The organism is Lysinibacillus sp. BNK-21 (assembly GCF_048684915.1).
Lineage (GTDB): Bacteria > Bacillota > Bacilli > Bacillales_A > Planococcaceae > Lysinibacillus > Lysinibacillus capsici.
Genome location: NZ_JBLQTS010000001.1, coordinates 3977192 through 3997908 on the forward strand (window position 1 = coordinate 3977192; position 20717 = coordinate 3997908).

18 protein-coding genes are annotated in these 20717 nt (G+C 37.2%); 9 read left to right on the forward strand and 9 right to left on the reverse strand.

Annotated elements, in window-relative coordinates; translation table 11 throughout:
* The first annotated feature begins 35 nt into the window (after positions 1 to 35).
* Together ACMGGO_RS20080 and ACMGGO_RS20085 are read left to right on the forward strand one after the other, a co-directional pair.
* Positions 36 to 917: a helix-turn-helix transcriptional regulator gene (locus ACMGGO_RS20080; protein ID WP_420282174.1), complete on the forward strand. Its 882-nt coding sequence runs from the start codon at positions 36 to 38 to the stop codon at positions 915 to 917.
* A 50-nt stretch (positions 918 to 967) separates the two neighbouring features.
* Positions 968 to 2173 carry a tyrosine-type recombinase/integrase gene (locus tag ACMGGO_RS20085; RefSeq protein ID WP_420282175.1) on the forward strand — a complete coding sequence of 402 codons (1206 nt, stop codon included), beginning with the start codon at positions 968 to 970 and terminating at the stop codon, positions 2171 to 2173.
* A gap of 47 nt (positions 2174 to 2220) precedes the next feature.
* Here the strand turns inward: ACMGGO_RS20085 and speB are convergent, their stop codons facing one another.
* On the reverse strand, positions 2221 to 3093 hold the full coding sequence (gene speB, locus ACMGGO_RS20090) for an agmatinase (RefSeq protein WP_004231519.1): 873 nt from the start codon (positions 3091 to 3093) through the stop codon (positions 2221 to 2223).
* Between the two features lie 301 nt (positions 3094 to 3394).
* On the opposite strand from speB, the gene ACMGGO_RS20095 reads away from it, so the two are divergent.
* On the forward strand, positions 3395 to 5449 hold the full coding sequence (locus tag ACMGGO_RS20095; protein ID WP_048393764.1) for a transglycosylase domain-containing protein: 2055 nt from the start codon (positions 3395 to 3397) through the stop codon (positions 5447 to 5449).
* Positions 5450 to 5803: 354 nt separating this feature from the next.
* Here the strand turns inward: ACMGGO_RS20095 and ACMGGO_RS20100 are convergent, their stop codons facing one another.
* On the reverse strand, positions 5804 to 6322 hold the full coding sequence (locus ACMGGO_RS20100) for a YwhD family protein (protein ID WP_066036952.1): 519 nt from the start codon (positions 6320 to 6322) through the stop codon (positions 5804 to 5806).
* 166 nt (positions 6323 to 6488) lie between these two features.
* Here ACMGGO_RS20100 and ACMGGO_RS20105 point away from each other — a divergent pair, with 166 nt between their 5' ends.
* Both ACMGGO_RS20105 and ACMGGO_RS20110 read left to right on the forward strand, forming a co-directional pair.
* A complete protein-coding gene (locus ACMGGO_RS20105) occupies positions 6489 to 6674 on the forward strand; it encodes a 2-hydroxymuconate tautomerase (RefSeq protein WP_004231516.1) in 186 nt (61 codons plus the stop codon).
* Positions 6675 to 6775: 101 nt separating this feature from the next.
* The gene (locus tag ACMGGO_RS20110; protein ID WP_054548575.1) at positions 6776 to 7444 is read left to right on the forward strand and encodes a class A sortase; all 669 of its coding nucleotides are present in this window, start codon (positions 6776 to 6778) and stop codon (positions 7442 to 7444) included.
* A 55-nt stretch (positions 7445 to 7499) separates the two neighbouring features.
* Here the strand turns inward: ACMGGO_RS20110 and ACMGGO_RS20115 are convergent, their stop codons facing one another.
* The 3 genes from ACMGGO_RS20115 to ACMGGO_RS20125 all read right to left on the reverse strand — a co-directional run bounded on the left by ACMGGO_RS20115 (position 7500) and on the right by ACMGGO_RS20125 (position 15039).
* Positions 7500 to 12935, reverse strand: a complete 5436-nt coding sequence (locus ACMGGO_RS20115; protein ID WP_420282176.1) for a collagen binding domain-containing protein — start codon at positions 12933 to 12935, stop codon at positions 7500 to 7502.
* Between the two features lie 369 nt (positions 12936 to 13304).
* The gene (locus tag ACMGGO_RS20120) at positions 13305 to 14612 is read right to left on the reverse strand and encodes an HD domain-containing protein (RefSeq protein WP_004227654.1); all 1308 of its coding nucleotides are present in this window, start codon (positions 14610 to 14612) and stop codon (positions 13305 to 13307) included.
* Between the two features lie 202 nt (positions 14613 to 14814).
* Positions 14815 to 15039 (reverse strand): DUF1450 domain-containing protein, encoded by a 225-nt coding sequence (locus ACMGGO_RS20125; protein WP_004227652.1) that lies wholly within the window; start codon positions 15037 to 15039, stop codon positions 14815 to 14817.
* A gap of 235 nt (positions 15040 to 15274) precedes the next feature.
* On the opposite strand from ACMGGO_RS20125, the gene ACMGGO_RS20130 reads away from it, so the two are divergent.
* Positions 15275 to 15925: an RsfA family transcriptional regulator gene (locus ACMGGO_RS20130; RefSeq protein WP_004227650.1), complete on the forward strand. Its 651-nt coding sequence runs from the start codon at positions 15275 to 15277 to the stop codon at positions 15923 to 15925.
* Between the two features lie 36 nt (positions 15926 to 15961).
* On the opposite strand, the gene ACMGGO_RS20135 is transcribed toward ACMGGO_RS20130, so the two are convergent.
* Positions 15962 to 16795 (reverse strand): lipoate--protein ligase family protein, encoded by an 834-nt coding sequence (locus ACMGGO_RS20135; RefSeq protein ID WP_259949409.1) that lies wholly within the window; start codon positions 16793 to 16795, stop codon positions 15962 to 15964.
* A gap of 156 nt (positions 16796 to 16951) precedes the next feature.
* On the opposite strand from ACMGGO_RS20135, the gene hemQ reads away from it, so the two are divergent.
* Positions 16952 to 17701, forward strand: a complete 750-nt coding sequence (hemQ, locus tag ACMGGO_RS20140; RefSeq protein WP_004227638.1) for a hydrogen peroxide-dependent heme synthase — start codon at positions 16952 to 16954, stop codon at positions 17699 to 17701.
* A gap of 43 nt (positions 17702 to 17744) precedes the next feature.
* On the opposite strand, the gene ACMGGO_RS20145 is transcribed toward hemQ, so the two are convergent.
* Together ACMGGO_RS20145 and ACMGGO_RS20150 are read right to left on the reverse strand one after the other, a co-directional pair.
* Positions 17745 to 17927 carry a hypothetical protein gene (locus ACMGGO_RS20145; RefSeq protein ID WP_004227636.1) on the reverse strand — a complete coding sequence of 61 codons (183 nt, stop codon included), beginning with the start codon at positions 17925 to 17927 and terminating at the stop codon, positions 17745 to 17747.
* Between the two features lie 236 nt (positions 17928 to 18163).
* Positions 18164 to 18334, reverse strand: coding sequence for a hypothetical protein (locus tag ACMGGO_RS20150; RefSeq protein ID WP_004227634.1), 171 nt, complete (start codon positions 18332 to 18334; stop codon positions 18164 to 18166).
* Between the two features lie 245 nt (positions 18335 to 18579).
* Here ACMGGO_RS20150 and ACMGGO_RS20155 point away from each other — a divergent pair, with 245 nt between their 5' ends.
* Both ACMGGO_RS20155 and gerQ read left to right on the forward strand, forming a co-directional pair.
* On the forward strand, positions 18580 to 19005 hold the full coding sequence (locus ACMGGO_RS20155) for a cell wall hydrolase (protein WP_004227631.1): 426 nt from the start codon (positions 18580 to 18582) through the stop codon (positions 19003 to 19005).
* Positions 19006 to 19027: 22 nt separating this feature from the next.
* Positions 19028 to 19363: a spore coat protein GerQ gene (gerQ, locus tag ACMGGO_RS20160; protein WP_004227629.1), complete on the forward strand. Its 336-nt coding sequence runs from the start codon at positions 19028 to 19030 to the stop codon at positions 19361 to 19363.
* A gap of 82 nt (positions 19364 to 19445) precedes the next feature.
* Here the strand turns inward: gerQ and ACMGGO_RS20165 are convergent, their stop codons facing one another.
* Positions 19446 to 20621 carry a M20 family metallopeptidase gene (locus tag ACMGGO_RS20165; RefSeq protein WP_311198640.1) on the reverse strand — a complete coding sequence of 392 codons (1176 nt, stop codon included), beginning with the start codon at positions 20619 to 20621 and terminating at the stop codon, positions 19446 to 19448.
* Between the last annotated feature and the right edge of the window lie 96 nt (positions 20622 to 20717).

A 20717-nucleotide genomic window follows, 5' to 3' on the forward strand; every position in this document is an offset into this window, starting at 1 on the left:
TCTATCAATAATAAGTAAACTGTATTAAAAAGAAGGTGATTAAAATTAATATTGGTGAGTTTATAAAAACGTTACGTAAACAGAAAGGCTTATCAGCAAGAAAACTAGCTGAAAAATCAGGTGTATCACAACCTTATATATCTCAACTGGAAACAGGAAAAAATAATAAACCCTCACCCGATGTATTACAAAAACTTTCAAACATATTGGATGTTCCATACGAAGATTTAATGATTAAAGCTGGATATATTAAAACTTTTGGTGATACTATTCGGAATTTGCGAGATAAAAACAATTGGTCCCTTGATGAGTTGGAAAACCAGACTATTTCTAAAAATAAAGATGGGGAGATAGTATCTTTTATAACAAAAGATCGATTGAGCAAATTTGAAGAGGGAGAAATTAAAAATCCTACAGAAAACGAAATTCTTATTTTATGTAAGGCTTTTAAAGTTCCTTTTTCTCTATTATTAACGCCTGATATTAAAAATAATCTCGAAATTTCATTGGAGGATAAACTAAAGATTGCTGCCCACGATTTGCCCACTACATTTGAATTAAGTGATTTCGCAAGACAAGAATTAATACAAAAAGCAACAGCAACTGATGTTTCTAATGCTGATAAAATAAAAATATTTGATAATATACAACAAATAAATTCCCTAGAAGATATGTTTATTGAAAAATTTTCAAAAGTAACAGAAACATTAAGGGATATAGGAGTCATGAAACCCAAAGAAAGTGATTCTACTTTAGAAGGTAGTGCTGATGATCAATATATTTTAAGAAATAATGAAATAGGAAACTTAATTTTATTTAACCAAAATATAAACTACAAAGGGCAACCTTTAAGTGCTGATCAAAAAATGAGGATTTTTGAAAAAGTCATAGAGATTATGGAAGGTCCTACAAAATAATACTCGACTACTCACCTATTCCTGTACACACGCCGCCAAGCATGAAAGGAATGGACAAGGTGAAACTATATAAATCAGCAAAAGAACCTGAAATATATCACTATTTCAATGCGAATAAAGAGAAATTATGGATGTTTCGGCATAAGTATTATGATGCCTCAGGAAAGCGAAGAGAAAAGAAGAAAAGTGGCTTTAAAACAGAAAAAGCAGCATTGAAAGCCCTGCTGGAAGTGAAGTCTGCAACGCTGCGTGGTGAAACAAAACATATAGAACATGATAACTTAACCGTCTCTCAATGGCTAGACATGTGGTTTGACATGAATAAAGGTAAATGGAAACCTTCTACTGTTACTCAACGCGAGGGCTTTATAAAGCTTTATTTTAAGCCCCTTCTTGGCTCCTACAAGTTGCAGAAGCTCGATAAGGTTATTTATCAGATGTCGTTTATCAATGTGTTAGAGGACAAGCTAAAGCCCTCCACAATTCGTGCTTTGCATTCGATTTTTAGGATTGCTATGAATGCAGCTGTGGCGGAAGAAATCATAATTCGAAATAAGCTACATGGAGCCGCCCTTCCCTCTCTAAGAGATAAGGAAACAGAAAAGAACTATCTCACACCTGGCCAACTTAGTATATTACTGAATCATATTAAGCAGTATGGGGATATTGCCTACTACAGCTTATTTTTAACGATTGCTTATACAGGTATGCGTAAAGGCGAGGCATTGGGGCTTCAATGGCGAAATGTCGACTTTGCCAGTCAAACAATAACTATTGAGCGAACTAGAGGAAATAACGGTGTAGGTTCCACTAAAACAAAAAACAGTGAGCGTACCATAAAAGTAGATGATATGGTGTTAGAGCAATTACAGAGCTATCGAACAGCTGTTAAAGCGTTGTTACTTTCACATGGCCGTAAGCTGCACATTGATATAGCAAAAGATGATTCATTTATCTTTTTATCACCACACACAGCAGAGCCTTTTGTTTCCACAGGGTTAAACGTAATATTCAATCGCTTTGTAGAGGCGGCTGGGCTACCAGCAACAACGATACATGGTTTAAGGCACACACATGCCACCATACTTATGAATAACAGTATTCCTGTCAAGGCGATTGCCGAACGATTAGGAAATACTCCTGAAATGATCCATACCGTTTATGGCCACATTCTCCAAGAGATGGAGGCACAAACTGTATCCGTTTTTAGTGAGAGTTTAAGGGCAAGTGGGGCTAAAAGTGGGGCTAGCTCATAGCTAAACCCCACTCAAACCGCTTCATATCAACCTTTATAAATCCTTACTTATTTTACCCAGCCTAAAATCATTTCCCGTAATAATTTTGAAGCTGTGTTTGCTGTCATTTCTGAAGAATCGTAGATCGGTGCTACTTCAACTAGGTCGAAACCTACTACATTTACACCACTTGCTGCAATAGCATGGATGGAAGCGAGTAATTCTTTCGAAGTAATACCACCACAGTCTACTGTACCAGTGCCTGGTGCGTGTGCTGGATCTAAAACATCGATATCAATTGTTACATACACATTGCGTCCAGCTAGTGTTGGTAGGACCTCTTTTAACGGTTCAAGTACTTCAAATTTTGAAATATGCATGCCGTTTTCCTTTGCCCATTCAAATTCCTCTTTCATACCTGAACGGATACCAAATGAATAGACATTTTTTGGTCCTATATGTTCCGCAATTTTACGGATTGGTGTGGAGTGCGAAAGTGGCTCTCCCTCATATTCCACACGTAAATCCGTATGTGCATCAAAGTGAATAATAGCAAGATCATCATATTTAGCTGATACAGCCTTCATTACTGGCCAAGACACTAGATGCTCGCCACCCATGCCGACAGGAATCTTGCCATCTGCTAATAATTTCTCTATAAATTTCTCAATTTCATCTAAAGAACGCTGTGCATTACCGAATGGTAGTGGAATATCCCCTGCATCAAAGTACTTTACTTCCTCAAGCTCACGATCTAGATATGGACTGTACTCTTCAAGACCAATGGATACCTCACGGATACGCTGTGGACCGAAACGTGATCCTGGACGGTAACTTACTGTCCAATCCATTGGCATACCATAAATTACTGCCTGTGCGTCGTCATATGTAGGATGACTTTTTATAAAAACATTTCCTGAATAAGCTTCATCAAATCTCATTGCTAGCCCTCCATATAATTAATCATCATTTTTCGTCTTCTTCTATTATGGCTTACAGGATTGTAATGAAACCTGTATCCTTTTATCCTCGTATACATTATTGGAACGTCTAGCAAATTTCGATTAAAATCTACAAGGTGCAATTTTTTTGTCGAATGCCAGCATTTCAAGTAGTACAAAAAAAGTATAGATGTTTTTGAATAAAGTGCAATAGTTTTTAGTTAGAATTTCGATTAAAGATGAATGTTCGAACACATACTAAAGCTAAGTTCGAAGTTGTGAGAAAACGAGGTGAAGTCGGATGAAACGAAAAAGCTATCATCGAAAGCAACAACGTGTAAAGCGCACACGCAAAAGCCTTACGTTATTCGTGGCCTTTACATCTGCAATTGTCGTAGCGTTTGTCGCACTCCGCATCTATGTTCAAGTGGCTGGTGCACCGCCTTTAACCGTACCAAAGGCTTCTATTTTCTTAGATGAAAATGAGAACCAAATTGGGGATCACTTTACAAATCAACGACGATATTGGGTCGGCCTCGATGAGATGTCACCTTATTTAAAGGAAGCAGTTGTTGCTGTTGAAGATAAAGATTTCTATCAACATGGCGGTTTCGACTATTCACGTATTGCTGGTGCCATTTTAGTGGACATTAAGGCTGGTGGTAAGGTTCAAGGAGCTAGTACCATTACGCAACAATATGCTCGTAACCTTTATCTTTCCCATGAAAAGTCTTGGACACGTAAATTAAACGAAGCCCTGTATGCTTATAGATTAGAAGTTTTTTATGACAAGGACGAAATACTAGAGGGCTATTTGAATACGGTATATTACGGTCATGGCATGTATGGAGTAGAAGCTGCAAGTCGTTTTTATTTCGGAAAATCTGCCAGTGATTTAACGCTTGCTGAAGCAGCAATGCTAACAGGCGTACCAAAAGGACCAAGTATTTACTCACCAATTGCCAATTTAGATAAGGCTACCAATCGTCAACACGTTATTTTAAAACTTATGGCAGACCAAGGTGCCATTACACAAGAAGAAAAAACGCGTGCTGAAAATGAACAGCTCGTCTTAAAAAATGATAGCTGGGTTGCAACCAAATCTGTTGCCCCTTATTTCCTGGATGTGGCTTGGCAAGAAGCCAGTGAAATCTTAAAATCAAAAAACCTTGATATTAGTGAAGGTGGCTGGACAATTCAAACAACGCTTAATCTGGAGCATCAAAAAGCAGCTGAAGAAGCAGTAGCCAAAAATATGCCTGCCAATGATCTGCAATCTGCGTTTGTAAGTATGGAATCTAAAACAGGAGCTGTCACTGCACTAGTCGGTGGTCGTGATTATTCAGTAAGCTCATTTAACCGAGTTACACAAGCCAAACGTCAACCAGGCTCTACTATTAAGCCGATCTTATATGCAGCGGCGCTAGAAAATGGTTACACGCCACTAACTTTTTTAGATGTTGGTGAAACAACTTTTACGTATGATAATGGGCGTGGCACTTATGCACCTAAAAACGTCAACGGTCAATTTGCAGATCATGATATGACGATGGCACAAGCTATTGCTATCTCAGATAATATTTACGCAGTAAAAACCTTAGAGGACATTGGCTTCAAAGAGTTTCATGATATGGCAAACCGTTTTAATGTAGGAATTGGTGCGAAGGATAATTTATCCATTGCACTAGGAACGATTGAAACGACATTATACGAAATGACAAATGCATATAATATTTTGGCGTCGCAAGGACAGCAAACAACACCAACAACCATTGTATCCATTAAAAATGCACATGGAGATGTTATTTATGAAAACAAAGATGTAGCAAGCAAAGCTGAAACAGCCATTTCTAAAGAAAATGCATACATCTTAACAGAAATGATGACAGGTATTTTTGATCCTGTTTTCAGTGACTATTCACCCGCTACAGGAATCAGTATTCGTTCACGTATGACACACACATATGCTGCTAAATCAGGTTCTACGAATAGTGATCAATGGTTAATTGGTTTTACTCCAAAACTAACTGCTGGTGTATGGAATGGCTATGATCAGGGTAAAAACCTTACCACGAAGGAAGATACTGCTGCAACAAAGCAAATCTGGATTGACTTTATGGAAACTGTCAACAAAGGTACAAAAAATGAGGATTTCAAAAAACCTAAAGGTGTAGAGGGCGTTGTCATTGATATTGAAACAGGTAAATTAGCGACTGACGCTTGTCCTAAACAACGTCTAGTCTATGTAGAGTCGAAGGATGTACCTACTGAAAAATGTACAAACTTCGATATTCTCGACAGTAATACATGGGGAGAATTTTGGAATATGCTACCATTCTCTATATTTAAGGACTAAAAACAAGATAATTTCGGAAACCTTTTTAATCCTAATACGTTTTTAGCTATGAAGGCTCTCGACAAAGTAACTGATATACTAAAAATAAGAAAAGCTTTCTCTTCCCCGGAGACGTGTCCGTGGGAACAGAAAGCTTTTCTTTTTTTATGGTCCGCGAAGTATGAGCATCATGGGGCATTTGGCTTGGGTTTGGGTTGTTCAAATGCCGCATAGCGCTCATCACATTCGCGATACCAAGTGTCCTAGCTTACTAAAATGTAAGCTCTGCATCAAGTGTACTTTGTTTCAAACACACTTTCAACCTAATATCGAAAGCGATTGCAAAATGTCACAGATTGTTCAATCATTACGAGTCTATTCGACAAATAAGTCTTGACGCAATTGCTCCTCACTACGTTCCCACAATTCTGGATTAAGTTGTTTAAGGAAAGAAGCTAACACTTTTTTAGACGGTGCATCCATATGCTCTACAATAATATGACGTTTCATGGATTTATCCATTTTATTTACATGATCAGCTAGAATTTTATAGCCACGTCGTTTTTCACGATTTACAACCATCTCACAGGCTGTAACTCCTGCATAATATGGCCCATTTTCTTTATGGTCTATCGTCACCCACACGAGCCAATACAGTTTCCCGCCCTCTGAATCAGCACGGTCCATTGTAAATTTAATACCACGCTCTACGTCACTTCTTGCATGCATGGCACCAATTTCAACAGAAGCCGTCCCCTCTTCTACGTCCACTATTACAGGCGATACATTCTCTAATGAAAGTGAACCGATACCAAACCCTTTATGTCCATCTGTTGGATCGTTTTTTATAATGGTAAAACCCATTTTTTGTTTTGGTTTTTCTTCATTTGTCATACTTAAATATCCTCCATTCTGCTATTATAAAGGAAAGCATATCAACGCATATTTTGTCGAAACAATCACTATTTTCGCCATTGCGTATATGCCTCAACGCAAGTAAGAAGTTTATACTTTCTTATAAACTAACTATACAACATTATTCTATAAAGGAGGCAATATTATGCCATACGTAACAGTGAAAATGCTTGAAGGTCGTACAGAGGAACAAAAACGTGCTCTTGTAAAAGAAGTAACAGAAGCAGTATCTCGCACAGTTAATGCACCTGCAGAAAATGTAACAGTTTTTATTGAAGAAATGTCTAAAAATCATTACGGCGTTGCAGGCGTGCGTTTTAGCGACAAATAGTAGTAAGATGGATAGAGCAAGCATCTTGAAATGGTCATAAGTTAACCATCTTTTGCTGGAATAAAACCTTCTATTTCAAAAACAAGGATGTGATCTACGACATGAATAAACTGAAGATAATATTGCTCATCACTATGCTCGTCCTTGGCCTAATACTTGTATTTATCAGCCCCATTCAAAATGCGATCATTGCCCATTTAAGCCATCAATTAAATACTACTGAAATCAGTGTAGAAGAGATTGAAAAGAATAATCAGGTTAATGCAGATTATGTATTTGAGGATGTACAATCGCTGTCCATAGCGGAGGTATTAAAGGCTCAAACAAAGGCCAATAAAATGCCCATAATTGGTAGTATCGCCATACCAAGTGTTGACATGCAACTTCCGATTGTCAAAGGTGTTGGAAATGCTGCACTTGCCGTAGGGGCAGGTACCATGAAGCCAAATCAAAGCCTCGGGCAGGGAAATTACGCCTTAGCAGGACATTATTTTGAAGAAAAGGATATCTTATTTAGTCCTCTATATAAAGCAAGTATAGGAGATACAGTCTATGTAACGGATTTAACCAATATTTATGAATATCATTTAGCTTCTAAGAAAGTCATTGCGGCAACAGATATTTATGTAATCGATGATATTCCAAATAAAACTGTTTTAACACTCATTACATGTGCTGATAATGGATCAAAGCGTCTTGCCATACAAGCTGATTTTGTTCAACAATATCCATTTGATAAAGCACCTGAAAAGCTATCAGAAGCATTTTAGAAATAGGTGAAGCCCCTAAGATTTAAGAGTCTTAGGGGCTTCTTCTTTTAAGTAATTATTTAACTTCAGCGTTGCGGCGACGTAAGAAGTATAATGCACCAAGAATAAGTGCTACTCCAATCAGCATTAGTGCTGTTTGATCGGCACCATCTGTCTGAGGTAATTTACCTTGTGCTTTTAATTGAGCTTCTAATCGTTTTGCATCCGATTTAATTTTGTTAATATCAAGTGATTCTGCAACAGCTTCCTGTTCCTCTTTAGTTAATTGACTATATTTATTCAAGAAATCCTTATAAGCATCTAGTGTATCTTTTGTAGCTTTAGTTGGATTATAAGGCGGTAAGTTTTTCCCTTGATCAATGACACCTTGAACAGAAGGTTTAGATCCCTCAGTTTTTCCAGGATTGGCCGAATTGTTTGAATCTGTATTTGGTTTGTTTGGTTCTACAGGATTCTCTGGATCTGGATTTGGTTTATTCGGATCCACCGGTTTTTCTGGATCTGGATTTGGTTTGTTCGGATCCACCGGTTTTTCTGGATCTGGATTTGGTTTGTTCGGATCCACTGGTTTCTCTGGATCTGGATTTGGTTTGTTGGGATCCACTGGTTTCTCTGGATCTGGATTCGGTTTGTTCGGATCCACTGGTTTCTCTGGATCTGGATTCGGTTTGTTCGGATCCACTGGTTTTTCTGGGTCTGGATCTGGATTTCCTGGATTAGTTGTAGGAGGTGTTACTGGTAGACTTGGCTGAATTTTAGCCTCGCATGTATTACCCACGATAACTGTACCAATAATTGTCTTACCATTCTCTCTTACAATATACTTACCTGGCTTAATAATTGAATTATTGATCGTAATTTGACCCTTACTATCTGTTATAAACTCTGTTGAACCATTATCTTCAACCTGTATACCATCTTCACCTGTTATTGTTACTTTTACGCCTACACGTGGTTGACCAAACATATTGTTAATTGTCAATGTAAAGGCTGGACAAACTGGTGCAATTGATAATGTAATTTCACAAGGAACACTCGCATAAGAAACTTCTATCTCACCTAAGTAAATATTTTTATCATATACATCATATTTACCCGCAGGAGTTGTTTTAGATACAAACGTTAAATTTCCATCTTTATCCTTATTTGTTGAGATTACTTTTCCAGATTTATCTTTAATAATGACATTGTTACCTGGCTTGATGATGCCAGTATTATCTTTGATTATTACTGTGAAGTTTTCACATTTTGGTGTTGGTTGAACGCTCTCTTTACAATCGATATTGCTTTCAAACTCATCAATTTCTTCTCCATCAACTACAACTGTGTAAACACCTGGCTCTAAATCACTTAATTCAATTACACCGTCTTTTGTAGTTTTTGTAGCTATAATGTTACCTGTATCTTTATTTTTAACCGTTACTGAAGTACCATCTGCAACTAAATTACCATCAACATCATAGACAGTTAATTCAAACGTTTCACATTTTGGTGCTAACTGTACTTCACTTTGGCAATTATCATTGTGATACGTAACATTTACTTCACCTAAATACTGGGTACCCTCATATAGCTTATATTTTCCTGCTGGAGTTGTTTTATCAATGATGAATTGACCATCACTATTTGTTGTGCCAGTAGCTATAACAGTATTACTTAGATCTTTAAGTGTAACTGATACATTTGGACGTGGATTTCCATTCTCATTTTTTACAGTAATTTTAAAGTTAGGACATGAATTTGTAGGTTGGACTGTATCTTGACATTCTCCAGTACCATATTTAACGGTAACAGTACCTAAAGGAATGTCATTTTCGTCCACTAATGTATACACGCCTGCTTGGACTTCTTTACCACCTGTACCAGGTCGCTTAATATCTGATACTTGCCCCGCAGCATTTGTTGTGCCCGTGTATTTTGCGTTGCCGTTGCTATCAATTAATTTAACATTTTTATTAGCAATAGCATTACCATCAATGTCTTTCACTGTTAATGTGAATGCAGGACAGGCATTTGTTAAATTAACATCCTCAATGTTATCAATAACATATGCTTTACCATCCACACCTGGAGTAATATCTATATTTGCTCCCATTGTAATCGTGATTGGCGCAATCGCAATATAGCCTCCTGGTGATTCCTCTCTTAACGTATACTTTCCATAACGCACTTGTTCAAATGTCAATGTACCATCTGCGTCTGTTGTTCCTTCATCAAGTTTGATTGTGTTATTTTTATTCCATAATTCAAACTTAACACCAGCAAACTCTTCACGTTTACCTGTTAAAGGATTTACTTTATATTTTTTTAATTGCAATGTACCCTTAACACCTGATGCACTTGTATCAGATGAGCTATATTTAAATGTTTTGCTATCGCCACCGTGGTCACTTGTACCTGCAGCTGTTGCTCCAGCGTAACCAATAGAGGCACTATTAGAAATTGTTTCACCCGCGTTACCATCCCCCATAAAGAATGTGGAATACGTAACAACATAACCTTTGCCATTTAATTCTCCCAAATTAAGACTAAAACTACCATCTTGATTTAAGACAATTTCGCTAGCATCCACAGTAATAGGGGATCCTATATTTTGAGAAGTCCCATTTGCATTTAGTTTAATCTCTTGTTTCTTGAACGTATTTGTTAATATTTTTTGGTTACTTGATGGTTTGTCTGTTAATGTAATATTTCCTAATTTTGAATTAGAAGCATTTACTGTAACTGCCCAATTAATAATATCGCTGGCTGGAACAGGTGTCGCTGTTTTTTTAATTAACTCATTTGCAAGATTACTAATTTTTGCTGTTGCATTATAATTATAGCTACCATTGTATGGTGTATCTAGTGTCGCAGTATTTGTGTATTCTCGTGAAGCAGTAGTTGAGTTTTGACCATAAATATCGTCAGCATCTTTTGTTTTGTATTCAATTAAATACGCTTCGTTGTTATCAGTAATTGGATCTAGGTTAATAAACGTAATTTCAAAACCTGTAACCTTGTTATCTGTTAGTGTTTCTGTAACAGTCCATTTAGCAGGATCTAATGTACCATTTTTTGTTCCCTCTTCTGTTGTTAAGTTTAGCTTAGATATGGTAATTTGATCTTTTAATGTTTGACCATCTGGAACAGGAATATAATGACCCGCACCTAATGTATCTGTTAAGGTAGCACTGTTTATATCTTGTTTATTGATATTAACCCCAATACGCCAAGAAAACTCTTGTGTCTGGTTATCTACGACAACTTTTTTGTAGCCATTATTGTTTGTTGGAGAAGTAGAATCTGGCGTATAATTAGCAGTTCTATCTAATGCTTGGTTATGAGAATCTATTGCGCCATCCCATGTTGCATCAGCCGTATTAATATACGAGGTTGCTACACCTCCGTTTGGCTTAATATCGTACTTTGTTTTGTATCGAATAGTAACTGTGCGGTCTTTTGGAATGTCACTTGAAATTTCCATTTTAAAACCTTCGTTGCCTATAGTTGGGGCATTACCCGCTTTATCTGTAATCGAGTACGTTAAACCATTTGCACCAGTAACCTCATAGAAGTCAGTACCGTTCCATGGTGTTAATGTGTGTTTTAACGTTTCTCCGGCTTTATTTGTGGTTGTAAAGTCATCTTCTATTACAAAGTTTTTCAAATCTTTCTCAGCATTAATGGTTAAAGTCCATGTAATTGTTTTGTTTACATAGTCAATTGCCCCACGTGCTTTATTAAAGATGTTTGAAGCCAGGTCTAGAGTTGCTGTGTCTGAACCACTATCTCCTCTTGTTACAGTATTTGTAATCGTGCCCGTATTTGCATCTGTAACAAATTCATCTTCCAGCTCCGAATCATAAACAATTTTAAAGGCAGATGTTACTTCACCATTTGGACCTGAGGTGTTAGTTGATTTATCAAAGTCAATCTCAAAATCATAGTCATGTTCAGTTAAAGCATAGTCTGTGTCTTTAGTTAAAAGAGTTGAAGATTGTTCACTTTGACCATCACTTGATAATATTACACGATATACTTTAAAACTACTGTAATCAATTTTATGCTTACCAGTTGTTGGCGACGAGCCTGTCAGTGTATCTGTTAATTTCGCTTTATCAGCAGGTATTTTTTGACCTAGCCAGTTATACTTAATTGTCCATGTCGAATTATATTTATCGCCACTTCTTGTTTTATCTAAGCTCGGTCCATATTGTACAGTTTGTGTTCCATTGGCTGTTGTGTTAGCAGGAATATTTGTCCCTGTCAAAGTAGCTACGTTTGTATAGGACATACTTGATGCAGTTGGATCTGCTGTTACAACAGTGTTATATGTTACTTTGTATGCATAGTATCCATCTGTCAATGAGATAGGGAATGAGGTTTCAATGCTTGTATCGTCTACAGCACCTGGGCTATTTGAATTAAACCCATTCAATCCAATTTTGTATCGCTCAACTGTAATATTTCCAGCCAGCTCATGCTTTGCATCTGGTACATCATTCAAACTTGCACTTTCAAGTTTTTGCCCACCAGTATTCACCCAAACTGTCCAGGGAATCGTTACTTCACCACTTGCGTCTCGTGTAATAGAACCAGCATTTTTAGTTAGTAATTCCCCACTATCTGTAGGTGCAAATTCAAAGTCTAGTTGAACATCCGCTCCTCCAAGCACAGGGATTATTAATGATTGTTCAAGTTCACTTTCATCAGCAAAATTATCAAATTTCGCCATAAACTCAAAGTTCATACTACCTGATTGTCCTTGTTCTAATTCACTATCTATTGTGACTGTTACTGTTTTTGTAGCACTGTTATAGCTTGACGAATAGGCTAACCAATCACCAGTCTCTGTTAATGTTCTTGATTGATTAAAAGAACCTGCTGTGTACTCTTCAATCATATTGGCAGGTAATTGGAATGTGAACGTAGAACCTATTCCATAATCAATTGTTGGATCCAAAGAGAATGTGTAGTTTAGATATACTACATCACCCTTTTTAGGTTTTGGCCCTGAATAATTTGCTAAATCTGTAGCATTTGTAATTAATGTTCCACCTTGTGAAAAGAGCTTTAAGCCACTAAATGACATCGTCACATCTGCTTGCATATTTTCAACAGGGTAACCTACTGGCGCACCTAATGGTATTATTAACTGTGGCTGGTTTTCTAGCTGCTCTTCTTGTTGTTCTTCTGGCTGTCCTTCTTGCTGTTCTTCTGGTTGCTCTTCTTGTTGTTCTTCTGGCTGCTCTTCTTGCTGTCCTTCTGTTTGCTCTTCTGATTTTGTTTCATCTTCTGGAGTTGTCACTTCAGCAGCATCTTCACTTGGTATTTCACTTGTAGTATTTTGGTTTCCTACTTCTCCATTAGAATCAATCACAGTATTTTCGCTAGATTCATTTTGAGGAGTCACAGGTGGTTGACTCTCGTCGGCAAACACTGAAATTGGTGAAAGTACTGTTTGAAATACAAGTAGCAATATAATTATCGCTATGTTTAATTTTTTCATGTTTCTCTCCTTTTTTAGTTAGAGAGATACCTGATACTGTTTGCTACAAGATTGATCCTTTCAGGTTTAGGAAAGGAATGAACAAACAATAGGTCACACTCTCTCCTTTAATTTTTATGGAAACATCTCAAATAAAATTCAACCATTATCTTAATATAGGTCATTAGAATTATTCACAGATGTTTCCACATATCTTTACGGCACTTTTGTATTACAACAATCAATGGGCACCACCTCCATTTCAAAATTATTGATTAATTATATCTAATTCAACTTAACAGTTTCTAAACAATTATCTAAAAATAATAAAGCAGTAAACAACATCCCCCTGGAACGTGTTTACTGCTTTATTATTTTTAAAATTTATATTTATTTATTGTCTTTCCTTAATAACATTAATATTTGTTTTTTTACAGTTGAGTTTGTTGAATCGTCCTCTAAGAAATCTAATGGGAAATAGATTTTATGATCTCGTTTCATACGCCCTGAGATAGCATCCACAATAATGGATTCACGTGAAAGCTCCCGTAGCTCACCATTTTTCATTTCTAAAAAAATTGGTACACGCACTTCTTCCTCACCTGGTCTGTAAAAATCATATGGCAGATCTGCTGTTGTATCATGTACAAGATAATAATCGGGGTCTAATCCTGCCTTTTTGAAAAGCTCTTGGAGTTTTTGATATTTATTGAGCTCTACTCCAGGGTCTAAATCAATGTATTGAAATAGCTTACGATTCACAAAGCGGCGGCTTAAATCACTTAGAATGGCATCCTCCTCTTGCATCCATAACTGAAAATATGTAAAAAGTATACTCTCGTCTAACGCAAGATAATCCTCTAATGTAATAACATTTCGGAAAAATGCTAGGAAATGAGTAGGCTCATGCTTAAATGTATAGCCCGCTAAGCTTAATTGTTTTACTCTTTTTAATATATTATTTAATATTACCTCTGCACTTCGTGAAACAGGATGGAAATAAATTTGTAAGTACATTTGATAGCGACTCATTATATAGTCTTCCACCGCATGCATGCCTGTTGCTTTGATTACTACTTGGTTTTTTCTTGGACGCATTACTCTTAAAATCCGTTCCATATCAAAATGACCGTAGCTTACACCTGTAAAATAAGCATCACGTTGTAAGTAATCCATACGATCTGCATCAATTTGGCTCGAAATTAAACTAATTACTTGCTTATTTGGATATGTCTTTTCAATTACTTGGGATACCTTTTCAGGAAAATCAGCTGCCACTTTTTTTAAGATCGCATTTACTTCTGTATCTCCCAACAAAATTTGCCTTGTAAAATATTCATGATCAAGCTCAAATACATTTTCAAAGGCATGGGAAAATGGGCCATGACCTAAATCATGTAAAAGGGCTGCACATAACACTAATAATCTTTCACTTTCATCCCAATCTGGACGCCCTACAAAGATATCATCTACTATGCGACGTACAATTTCGTAAACCCCCAGAGAATGACTAAAGCGACTATGCTCTGCTCCATGAAATACTAAAAATGTGGTACCTAGTTGACGAATTCTACGTAAACGCTGAAATTCTCTTGTACCCACTAAATCCCATATCACTTGATCTCGAACATGTACATAACGGTGTACTGGATCTTTAAATACCTTTTCTTCTTCTAATTTAGCGTTTGCATATGTCATTTGGATAGCACCCCCATTTTGTTATAGTTCTATTATATGCGATAAATCTAGGACTAGCATACTTATTGCCATTTTTCTATAGATATTAACAACCTATTTCGATTACCTTTATCATTATTTTTATATTTATATTGGTCTAATTTCTCAACATATAAAAAAAGCAAAACAAAAACTATCCCCCAAGTAGAGATAGCTTTTAGTTTTACTTTTTTAATTTTGCTAAAACCTTTTCCATTAGTTCATCTTCTGTTAATGCAGCAACAGGTCGGCTATTTACAAAGGTAAATGTCTTTTTGCGTCCTGGACCACAGTAAGAATGACAGCCAATTTCGATGGTTGCATCAGGATCGATTTCCTTTAATTTTGGAATTAACGTTTTTAAGTTAACGGCCTGACATTCATCGCAAACTTTAAATTCGTTTGCCATTTTGTCAACAACCCTTTCTATATAGTATTTTTCAAACATAATCTCGCTCTATTGCACACATGACCTTCACATATTTAAGTATGCAGCATGTGCACAAACCTACATCGGGTATTGTATCGTACTTTTCCCCTTCTATTCAAGCATAATTCCTTCTACATAGATGAATAAAAGGTTAAAAGATTGGTCATGCTAGTCTTAAATAACAAGTTCCAGATAAAGGTGGGAGGATTTTAATATGAGTAAAGTAAGACAAGATGCTTGGTTAAAAGAAAACGATGAATTACTAGCAGAGGCTGTAATCCGTCATGTAACAGAAGGAAGCACACAGCTTAATGCCTTTGAGGAAGCAGGCGATGCATTAAATCGTACTGCGGCAGCCTGTGGTTTTCGTTGGAATGCCGTTGTTCGTAAAGAATACGAGGAACAATTAGCAGAAGCTAAAAAGGAAAGAAAAGAGAGAATGCGAGTGTTGGGAGCGCCAGCAAGACGCCGTGCTTCTAGTATGTTTACCGTAAATAATAGTGCTGCAGAAGGAAAATCAATTCCGCTATCTGCCCTTTCTCTTGATATTGTCATAGCTTATTTACTACGTTTACAGCATTCTGGTGAAGTAGGAAATGAATCTTCAAAATGGCGACAACTTGTACATGTAACATCTGAGAAAAATAAAAAACTAGAGAAAACCATTACAAAACTAGAAGAGGAAAATCGAGCGATTCGCAAAGATTACGAGCAATTTGTACAAATTATGAATCGTGCTAGACGTCTTGTTACGCTTGATGAAGAGGAAGAGCGAATTGCACCTGTTTTTAAAATGGAGAAGAACGGAAATCTTGTAACTAGCAGTTCTATTTATCAACCAGAAAATGGCGATGCGCTAAATTAGCCGCATCGCTTTTTCTGTTTCATATAATCAACCAGCTTACTTACGTTCAAGCATTTTGGTGTTGCGCTCAAAAACGCGCTGTAAATAAAAACCATACAACGTTAATTCTTCGTCATAAAAGGACTGTGGACGTACTTCCTCGGCCCACTGATTAAGTAGTTGCTGTAGACGAATAACAACCGCTTCTACTGTTAAATGAGGGTCTATAAGCTCTGATAGCGAAGCCATGACTTCTGGCACGATTTGAGGGTAAGTGAATTTTGTTTCCTCTTGTTGCAAACTTTCTTCATAAAAGTCACGGATAAGTGCCGCGCGTTGTGAGCCACTCCCCTCAATACATAAATAAATTTGCACTGCCACCCCTTGACGTAAGCGTCTTTGTGAAATACCAGCAAATTTTTTCCCATCAATACTTAAATCATAAGAACCTGGGCAATAAGAGCCTACTATTTCATAAGCCTCAATTTTTTCAGCTACTTCTGGGAACAATCCCTTCACAAGGTCTACCATTACATCATAGCCATCGTTTATACTGAGCGACTCTTTTTGTTCAGACAATACAATGGAAATATTAAGAATCCCTTCATCTAGCACAACCGCTAGTCCACCAGAATTACGAACAATAGGATGATAGCCTCTAGATTCTAGTAATTCCATACCTTGCTGAACATAAGGTAAACGATGGTCTTGAATACCTAGCACAACAGATGCCTCATGAACCCATGTACGAATTGTTGGAGGAGACATCAATTGGCCGACTAATTGGCACAATGTATCGTCCGTCGCAAAAGATTCAAGCGGTGATCTTTGCTTCGCACTAATGGATTGATCATAATAACGCCAAATTGGCTGTTGTAAAATATGTTTCATATCGGTACTCCTCTTATTACATCTCTTCTCTTTAGAATACATGATCTTTAGATGGTGTCAAATTCGTGAATTACTATCATGAACTTAGGGATTTTGTACAAACTATGATAAACTAATTTTTGAATGGTATTCACTTATAAAGGAGTGTTTTCAATAATGAATGAAGCAGCAATTACGTTAGATGGTTGGTACGCTTTACATGATTTCCGCTCAATTGATTGGGCATCTTGGAAACTTGTTTCTGCTGAGGAACGTCAAGCAGCAGTAGAGGAATTTATAGCTTATTTAGAAAAACTGAACGAAGCAGACGTAGCTAAAACAGGTGCTCATGCTTTCTATGCAATCGTTGGTCAAAAAGCTGACTTTATGATTATGACATTGCGTGAAACAATGGATGAGTTACAAGAGCTTGAAGCAGAATTCAATAAATTAGCTATTGCAGATTTTACAATTCCTACATATTCTTATGTATCTGTGGTAGAGCTTTCAAACTATTTAGCTGGCGAGTCAAATGAAGATCCTTACCAAAATCCACATGTACGTGCGCGTCTATATCCTGAACTTCCGCGCGCTAAATATGTATGCTTCTATCCAATGGATAAACGCCGTCAAGGGAACGACAACTGGTACATGCTATCAATGGATGAGCGTAAATCATTAATGCGTTCACATGGAATGATTGGTCGCGGCTATGCTGGTAAAGTAAAACAAATTATTACTGGCTCTGTAGGCTTCGATGATCACGAATGGGGCGTAACTTTATTTGCTGATGACGTACTGCAATTCAAAAAATTAGTATATGAAATGCGCTTTGACGAAGTGTCAGCACGCTATGGCGAATTCGGGGAGTTTTTCGTCGGAAACCTTCTTGATAAAGATAAATTGGTTAAATTCTTAACTGTTTAATATCTAATTAAAAATGCGAGTCCATATTGACGGACTCGCATTTTTAAATTTCGTTTTCTTCTGCATTCTCAGATTCGAATATTAAAATAATAATATGAATAAAAATCCCAGTTAGAATCATAAGAAAAACTAAATACCAATTATATGGTTGATGATAATATTCTGCTATTCCAACTGCCAGAAAAGCGCTGATGATGATCGCTACAAACATACTAAAAATACGCATGGAAACGCTCCTTCATAAAAGCAAAAATAAAGTCAATTTTAGTATGTCACGCTATATTTTTAATATACTTACTAGGCAAGAATAATTATGTCTTATTGGATTTCAGCTAAAACAAGCATTGTAAAGGCATTTTTCCTGATGCCCTGCTTTCCACCCTTTTACTCACAATATAAAAAAGTGCCATCTTTTAGCGATGACACTTTCTTAACCTCAACACGTTTCTTCTATATACCTCATTAAGAGCTCTCGTTCTTTACTTTTAAAATTAAGATAACCGTTTGAATAAAAAAACCAATCACTATAATAACAATAAAGAGATACCAGTGGAGCGGCTGTCCATAAAACTCCCCTAATAGAAAGGCCAGTACTGCACTTAATAAGATCCCAAACCAAACGCCAATTTCCATAAGCCATCACCTCACATGTATTAGATACACATGCAATTCATTGATCTCACGTTCCCCTAAATCTATTTTTTTCTATTTACCCTTTTTGCTATAAAAACTATCGGGCCTTGCAGGATTTGAAGTATTTTCTACGTACTTGTCGTTATTACTACTATATGCATAGTAACTTTAATATGTGATTGTCTTTCTTAACAAAATTGAACATGACTACTATACCTTCGTGCATATACTGTCTGCGAGGAGGTATGAAAATCGCTGTTATTAAGACGAATGATGCACAGACAGCCCTACTTGCAAGACTAATGCGTGCCGAAGCAGAAGGCGAAGGAGAGTTAGGTATGCTGATGGTTGGGAATGTTGGCGTTAATCGTGTAAGAGGTGATTGTTTAGATTTTGGTGATATTCGAACAATTGAACAAATGGTTTATCAGCGTCCGGGAGGCTTTGAGGCAACACAAAAGGGTTATTTTTATCAAAGAGCACGTGATCAAGATATCCGGTTAGCTAAAAGAGTAATTCAGGGTGAAAGATTTCATCCAGCTACTCGCTCTTTGTGGTTTTTCATGCCAGCAGGTGATTGTCCTGCACAATGGTATGGCCAATGGAATACTGGCAGGTTCAAATCCCATTGTTTTTTCTCGCCAACTGAACAAGATTGTCCTCAAATTTAAAAAGAAAGTAGGTTGATAATTGATGATGCCTTATTATTGGACACCAACAACGCAACAACAAATGACTCCTCCTCCAGTCACACTTCCGAGCGGACGACCACCCGGCCGTGAGGAGTCCTATATAGAAAATATTTTACGTTTGAACCGTGGAAAACCAGCTACCTTCCATTTTTCTTTTGAGCACGCAGTAGAGCAGGGAAAAAACACAAAAACTGTTCGTGGTGTGGTAGAAGCAGCTGGTCGAGATCATGTCATTATTCGTGAGCTTAAGTCTAATCATCGTTTTCTTTTCCCTATGATTTATTTCGATTTTGCTGAGTATGATGAGGAAATGGCTTACTTTAATCAAAATCCATAATTCTATCTCTAAGTAAAAATCCGCAATACACTCACTGACCAAAAGTCGATGGGCGTATGCGGATTTTTATCATTGGCTATGTTCAATTTTCTTTTAAATACGTTAAGGCTGCTTTACCTAAGGTTTTTGCTGCAATTAGCATAGCACGTTCATCAAAATCAAAGCGTGCATGATGATGCGGATAGGCCGTTTCCCATTCTGGCTTTTTAGCTCCTGTGAAGAAAAATGTGCCTGGTACTTTTTCTAAATAATACGCAAAGTCTTCCCCAATCATAAATGGCGGACATGTTATTACTTGATCTACCCCTGGTACAGTCGACGCCAATTGTGCCAAAAACTCGGTTTCTCTCAGATGGTTATAAACAGGTGGATAACCCCTTGTGTAACGATATTCGTAACTTGCCCCAAATGCCAGACAAGTCGCATTTAATACTGCTTCTAACTCTTGTTCCATTTGTATGCGTACTTCTTCTTCAAATGTACGAATTGTCCCCGCTAAAACTACCCGATCAGCTATAACGTTAAACGGATTAATTGCCTCAAAATGACCGATTGTTAAAACAGCTGATTTCAATGGGTCAATTCGTCTTGAAACAAGCTGTTGAGCATTAACGACAAATTGGGAGGCTAGGGTAACTGCATCAATAGAATGATGAGGCTCTGCGCCATGACCACCCTTTCCTTGTACCGTTATTTCTACTTTATCCGCGGCAGCCATGATGGCTCCGTCTTTCACTAATATTTCTCCTAATGGTGTAGGTGCCCATAAATGTGTACCAAAAATAACATCTACACCTTCTAAACAACCATCCTCAATCATCGGCTTAGCTCCACCTGGAGCCACTTCCTCTGCATGCTGATGAATAAATACGACATTGCCTTCAATTTGGTCCCTCATCGCATTTAATGCCTTAGCTAGCCCAAGCAATGTAGCTGTATGTCCATCATGTCCACATGCATGCATTTTTCCAGCTATTTTAGATTTGTAAGGTACATCATTTTCTTCTTGAATCGCTAATGCATCGAAGTCAGCTCGTAAAGCCACCGTTTTGCCCGGCTTTCCGCCACGTAATATCGCTACGACGCCACGTCCTCCCACTCCTTCTCGAACCACATGACCCAATTCTCTATGAAAAGTAGCTATATAGGATGGCGTTTCGACTTCTTCAAAGGATAATTCAGGGTATTCATGTAAATGGCGACGAATCCCTACCATCTCATTATAGTTAGCATCCAGTAATGTAAATAGTTTTTCCATACTACGTAACCTCACTTTTGATATTTTCGAAATATTGCAAGTAATATTAGTAGTGTACTATAAATTCTTACAAAATGGATAGGATTTAAATCCCTA

Bases quoted from the DNA above. Each gene is read 5' to 3' on its own strand.
- ACMGGO_RS20085 (WP_420282175.1), top strand. From the start codon at position 968: ATGGACAAGGTGAAACTATATAAATCAGCAAAAGAACCTGAAATATAT.
- speB (WP_004231519.1), bottom strand. From the start codon at position 3,093: ATGAGATTTGATGAAGCTTATTCAGGAAATGTTTTTATAAAAAGTCAT.
- ACMGGO_RS20095 (WP_048393764.1), top strand. From the start codon at position 3,395: ATGAAACGAAAAAGCTATCATCGAAAGCAACAACGTGTAAAGCGCACA.
- ACMGGO_RS20100 (WP_066036952.1), bottom strand. From the start codon at position 6,322: ATGACAAATGAAGAAAAACCAAAACAAAAAATGGGTTTTACCATTATA.
- ACMGGO_RS20105 (WP_004231516.1), top strand. From the start codon at position 6,489: ATGCCATACGTAACAGTGAAAATGCTTGAAGGTCGTACAGAGGAACAA.
- ACMGGO_RS20110 (WP_054548575.1), top strand. From the start codon at position 6,776: ATGAATAAACTGAAGATAATATTGCTCATCACTATGCTCGTCCTTGGC.
- ACMGGO_RS20115 (WP_420282176.1), bottom strand. From the start codon at position 12,935: ATGAAAAAATTAAACATAGCGATAATTATATTGCTACTTGTATTTCAA.
- ACMGGO_RS20120 (WP_004227654.1), bottom strand. From the start codon at position 14,612: ATGACATATGCAAACGCTAAATTAGAAGAAGAAAAGGTATTTAAAGAT.
- ACMGGO_RS20125 (WP_004227652.1), bottom strand. From the start codon at position 15,039: ATGGCAAACGAATTTAAAGTTTGCGATGAATGTCAGGCCGTTAACTTA.
- ACMGGO_RS20130 (WP_004227650.1), top strand. From the start codon at position 15,275: ATGAGTAAAGTAAGACAAGATGCTTGGTTAAAAGAAAACGATGAATTA.
- ACMGGO_RS20135 (WP_259949409.1), bottom strand. From the start codon at position 16,795: ATGAAACATATTTTACAACAGCCAATTTGGCGTTATTATGATCAATCC.
- hemQ (WP_004227638.1), top strand. From the start codon at position 16,952: ATGAATGAAGCAGCAATTACGTTAGATGGTTGGTACGCTTTACATGAT.
- ACMGGO_RS20145 (WP_004227636.1), bottom strand. From the start codon at position 17,927: ATGCGTATTTTTAGTATGTTTGTAGCGATCATCATCAGCGCTTTTCTG.
- ACMGGO_RS20150 (WP_004227634.1), bottom strand. From the start codon at position 18,334: ATGGAAATTGGCGTTTGGTTTGGGATCTTATTAAGTGCAGTACTGGCC.
- ACMGGO_RS20155 (WP_004227631.1), top strand. From the start codon at position 18,580: ATGAAAATCGCTGTTATTAAGACGAATGATGCACAGACAGCCCTACTT.
- gerQ (WP_004227629.1), top strand. From the start codon at position 19,028: ATGATGCCTTATTATTGGACACCAACAACGCAACAACAAATGACTCCT.
- ACMGGO_RS20165 (WP_311198640.1), bottom strand. From the start codon at position 20,621: ATGGAAAAACTATTTACATTACTGGATGCTAACTATAATGAGATGGTA.